Raw genomic sequence first — 4,369 nt, 5'->3', positions numbered from 1 at the left:
CTAAATCTATTTGTAAAGGATTAATACTTAATTCAGTAAAGTTAATCTCATTTCCCTGTTGCCAATTAGTAAAAACCGACATGCCGTTAAATCTATCAAAACTATAGATATCTACTTCATTACCATAATTATCTAAAATACCTTTAATTAAATATTGTACAAAAGTAGTTTTACCTGCTCCAGTTGGGGCTATAATTACTCCGTGCCCAACTGCGGCTTTTTCTTCAGAAACATGTAGAAAGAAGTTATATTCGTTATTTAAATGGGTATTAAGTTTAGTAAGAGGAAGATTTCCCCAATCACATTTTGTAAGTCCGGTTGGAGCATCAATAAAATCAAATAAGCCAGCAACAGTACTTGATAATACTTTTTTAGCATACACAAATAAATCACTATTTTCAGCTAGAGAAAATGCAAACTTTAAATTATTTCCAAATTTAAAACCTATTAATTTCTGTAAAAAGAAGAAATTTAATAATTTAGTTTCTAAGGTTAAATAAATTTCATATTTAGATATGATTTCCTTAAGTTTATTAATCTCAAGTTTTAATAGTTCTAAACTATCAGCGTAAATAATAATAAAAGTATCAAAAATAGCTAAGGATGCCTCATCATTAGCTAAAATCTCTTGAGCTATTGCTATTTCAGCTATTTTCTTATTAGAGGCATTAAAATTAGTTATGCCACCTGTATCTTCGTCTTGGGAAGCAGAGATATTTTTCTTATCAATATTAATTATATTATCGGCCTTATGTTTTGAGAAGAATTTAGTATGAATAATAAAATCAAACTCAAGGTTAGCGGTAATTAAACTAGTAAAGTATTTAGTATCAATTTCTGAGCCATAATTAAAGGATAAACATTTAAAGTATTTCTGAGTATCAATATTAGTAATTACTCCGTAATCAGATATGAACTCTAGAGAAGAGTAGGAGCAAAGATCATGTATCGCAATATTATGTTTGTTAGTTATTACTTTTTCTACTTTGTTGCAATTAAAAAAGATAAATTCTAGTAATTCATTGTTTTGTAATAGTTTAGGTCTAAAAGCAGATAATTGCGACAATAAATTAGAGCTTATTTCCTTCAGAATATCTAAATCAGCAGAAGTTAATTCTATAACATTAATATTCTGATAACTTTCAAACTTTTTAGTCCGATTAAAAATAAATTTGATTTGAATTTGTTCATCAAGTTGTATAAAGTTTAAGGCTCTTTGTTTTAGCAAGAGATTATCAATTTCTGCTTTGTCAATATCACTTGCCTGATGATATGAATAACCAATTATTTTAATCACACAAGAATAAGTACCATCTTTATTTAAGATATATTTATTGTTAATAATACTTTTAGAGGGAATAAATTCTGCATAGGTATTTTGTAAGAAAGGTTTTTTCTGTAATTTAAGAAAATATAGATATAGTTTTTTACTAGTAAAAATAATTAATGCTATTAAGATAATATATACAATTACTAAAAACATTGTTATTTATCCTTATCATCTTTATTCTCTAATCTACTAATATTTTTAGTTAGTTTTTCATAATCCATGGTTATTCTTATCTTTCTAATACTCTTTCAAAATCAGCCTTTCTTTGCATTACTAACTCAAACTTTCTAGTTTGGGTAGCAAAGTAATTTTGAGCAAAAGCTATTTCTTCTTTTCTAGGGTCGCCGTTTTGAGCTGTTAAATAACAAGCATAACGGGTTAATTTATAATCTTTTATTTCTCTTTTGGCTCCTGAACCAACTTCGACCATATTGGCGACACTGCCAAAATGGTCAACAATAGATTGACCGTCGCCGTTTTGAGCTGTTAAATAACAAGCATAACGGGTTAATTTATAATCTTTTATTTCTCTTTTGGCTCCTGAACCAACTTCGACCATATTACCAGCTCCGGTAAAATGGTCTTTAGTTATCTGTCCGTTTTGTTTACAGGAAATCATAGCTTTTTCTTTTAGAAAACTTTACTTGTTCAATATTTTTTACTTTCTTAATGTATTGATCTAAATTGTTATCCATTGTGTTATAAATATAGGTATTAAAGTTTTCTTTACCAGTTCTGATGGCGTTAATATAGTTATCCCTATCCTCTAATTTTATTACTAAAGTAGGATAATCATCTCTTAGCAATATAGCATTCATTAATAATCTTGCTGTTCTACCATTACCATCAACAAATGGATGTATATTAATAAATTCAAAATGAGCTTCACTAGCTAATTTAACAGGATGTTCTATTCCTATTTTTTGTTTTTCTGTGATATTATTACTAAACTTTATCATTAATTGTGTAACCTCATAAGGTGCTGGGAAGATAACATCAGTCCCTCTGATTCCTACATCAATCTCTCTATAAACTCCTGCATAATAGTCATTAATATTACTTAGAATAATTGAGTGAATATGTTTAATCTCTGTTTCTCCTATAGTTTTATCAATCCTTTTTCTAAAATTCATAATATATTGGAATGCTTTAGAGTGATTAGTAGCCTCATATAGCTCACGCATAGGCTTTTTACCAATGCTAATCCCTTCTAAAATAAGAGCAGTTTCTTGTAGAGTTAAGGTGCTTCCTTCAATAGCATTACTATGGTAAGTATATTTGACATCAAGATCTTCTACTAATCTAGTATGATACAGATATTTATCTGTTAAATAAGGTTTAATTTTAGTAAGCTTTTTAGTTAGTTTTTCGTAATCCATGATTATTCTTTCAGTTATTTTTCTAAATAAATATTATTTTTAATAGTGGGTAGTAATAATTTGTTAGCAATTTTCTTTATATTTTCTGTTTTTACACCATAAGTCTTGGCAAGATTATTCCAATTAGATAAACTGTTAAAAATTTTATCTATAGTATCTTTAATAAAATTATCACCTAAAGAATATTCTTTTCCTAGCTTATAAATATCTTTGTAAGTAATATTTTTACCTTTTCCCATAAACATAGTGTTGTGTTCAGAATTAAAACCTTCAGAATAAGTAAGGTCAAAAGCTGGAGATAACTGCCATTTACTATTTTTATAAAGAAAAGCAAAATTTTTACTATGATCATCTTTATTACTAGTAGAAATATTAAATACTGCTAGTCTAAACATCTTTTTAACTTCTACAATATCTTTTGTAAGTTCCATAGTAATTGATAGTAAATCTTTGTAATCTAATGCTGGTAATCTAAAATTTAAATTACATAATCCTGCTATACTATGCATATGAATTTTTTTATTATGTTTTCTATCAAATCTTTTTACTTTAAAATATCCCGGGCAATTTATAGAAGGTATTAATTGTGTTTCAGGTATATCTATACCTGCTTTTTTTGCCATTAATGAATAAACATACTCAATAGCTCCTATATCAGTACCATCTTCCTGAGATTGAAACTTAATTATATATTCTTGATTAGTATCATCTGTATAATAGATTTTAGGTCTTGCTCCGCCATTACTTCCACCTTGTTTAAAAAGATTATCTATATTAGCTATATCTTTATTTTCTAAAACAGACTTACACTCATCAAATATTTTATCAAAATTCCAACTTTCTTTTGTACTATTAAAGTATTGTGTAGGTTTATAAGATAATGCCCCCATTGCATTATTATTTAATAAAGATAATCTTTCTAATATATTTAATTCTCTTGGATTAATCCCTTTATTATTCAGAAATCTATCTACTAATAAATTGCCCCATCCATCCGGTAGACTATCACTAAATACACCAAACAATCCGTTAAAAGGCTCTTGTTTAGCAATTTGCACACCACTTTTAAGAGCTAGAAAGAATGGAGATATTGAATAACCTTGCTTTATAAAATTATTATCATACTCAAAACCAATTTCTTTATTAGGTAAAATAGCTAATTCTCCAATTAGAACTTCGTTTAAAAATACTTCTATATTCTTTAGTTGTTTAAACATTAGTTCTTCCTCTTTTTCTTATTTTAATCTTATCTTGCTCCAGTACTTCTTTAATACTGGTATACTGTACATTCTCTTTAAATATATCTAATAAATCTTGTTTTCTATCTAAAGCTATTGCTAATAGAATTAAATGTTTTAATGAGATATCTCCACTACTCTCAAATCTTTTTAGGCTGCCCAAACTAACCCCGGATTTAGTTGCTAAACTTTGTTGGCTGAGGTTAAATTTTAGCCTGAGTTGCTTTATATTTTTGGCAATATTTTTTCCTAGCTCTTTTGGACTTTTTAAAAAATCTAATGAGTTACCATTCATATCGTACCTTCTATTATAATTAATATTATAGCTATTAAAATTATTGAAGTTATTTAATAGCTAATATATTATATATAATACCATATTTACCTACTATTAATATATTTTAGTTTTTTTATTTTGCTAT

General features: G+C 27.0%; 5 protein-coding genes. All 5 read right to left on the bottom strand.

Annotated elements, in window-relative coordinates; translation table 11 throughout:
* Window positions 1–1,483: VirB4 family type IV secretion/conjugal transfer ATPase (locus ACQCX0_RS00305; protein ID WP_462562045.1), on the bottom strand; the 1,483-nt coding region annotated here is incomplete at its 3' end.
* A 76-nt stretch (window positions 1,484–1,559) separates the two neighbouring features.
* Window positions 1,560–1,949, bottom strand: a complete 390-nt coding sequence (locus tag ACQCX0_RS00300) for a hypothetical protein (protein WP_462562044.1) — start codon at window positions 1,947–1,949, stop codon at window positions 1,560–1,562.
* Entirely contained in the window at window positions 1,936–2,709 is a 774-nt protein-coding gene (locus tag ACQCX0_RS00295) for a Fic family protein (RefSeq protein WP_462562043.1), read from the bottom strand. Before ACQCX0_RS00295 ends, ACQCX0_RS00300 begins: the two co-directional genes overlap by 14 nt.
* Window positions 2,710–2,723: 14 nt before the next feature.
* Window positions 2,724–3,926, bottom strand: a complete 1,203-nt coding sequence (locus tag ACQCX0_RS00290; protein WP_462562042.1) for a type II toxin-antitoxin system HipA family toxin — start codon at window positions 3,924–3,926, stop codon at window positions 2,724–2,726.
* Window positions 3,919–4,242, bottom strand: a complete 324-nt coding sequence (locus tag ACQCX0_RS00285) for a helix-turn-helix domain-containing protein (protein WP_462562040.1) — start codon at window positions 4,240–4,242, stop codon at window positions 3,919–3,921. Before ACQCX0_RS00285 ends, ACQCX0_RS00290 begins: the two co-directional genes overlap by 8 nt.
* Between the last annotated feature and the right edge of the window lie 127 nt (window positions 4,243–4,369).

The sequence above is a fragment of the Candidatus Hepatincolaceae symbiont of Strigamia maritima genome (assembly GCF_055505085.1).
Note: the sequence above shows the minus strand (reverse complement) of the source record. Positions and strands in the feature narration are given on the sequence as shown.

What these genes read in the sequence shown, in the direction of transcription:
- ACQCX0_RS00300 (WP_462562044.1), bottom strand. Translation starts at nt 1,949, where the DNA reads ATGATTTCCTGTAAACAAAACGGACAGATAACTAAAGACCATTTTACC.
- ACQCX0_RS00295 (WP_462562043.1), bottom strand. Translation starts at nt 2,709, where the DNA reads ATGGATTACGAAAAACTAACTAAAAAGCTTACTAAAATTAAACCTTAT.
- ACQCX0_RS00290 (WP_462562042.1), bottom strand. Translation starts at nt 3,926, where the DNA reads ATGTTTAAACAACTAAAGAATATAGAAGTATTTTTAAACGAAGTTCTA.
- ACQCX0_RS00285 (WP_462562040.1), bottom strand. Translation starts at nt 4,242, where the DNA reads ATGAATGGTAACTCATTAGATTTTTTAAAAAGTCCAAAAGAGCTAGGA.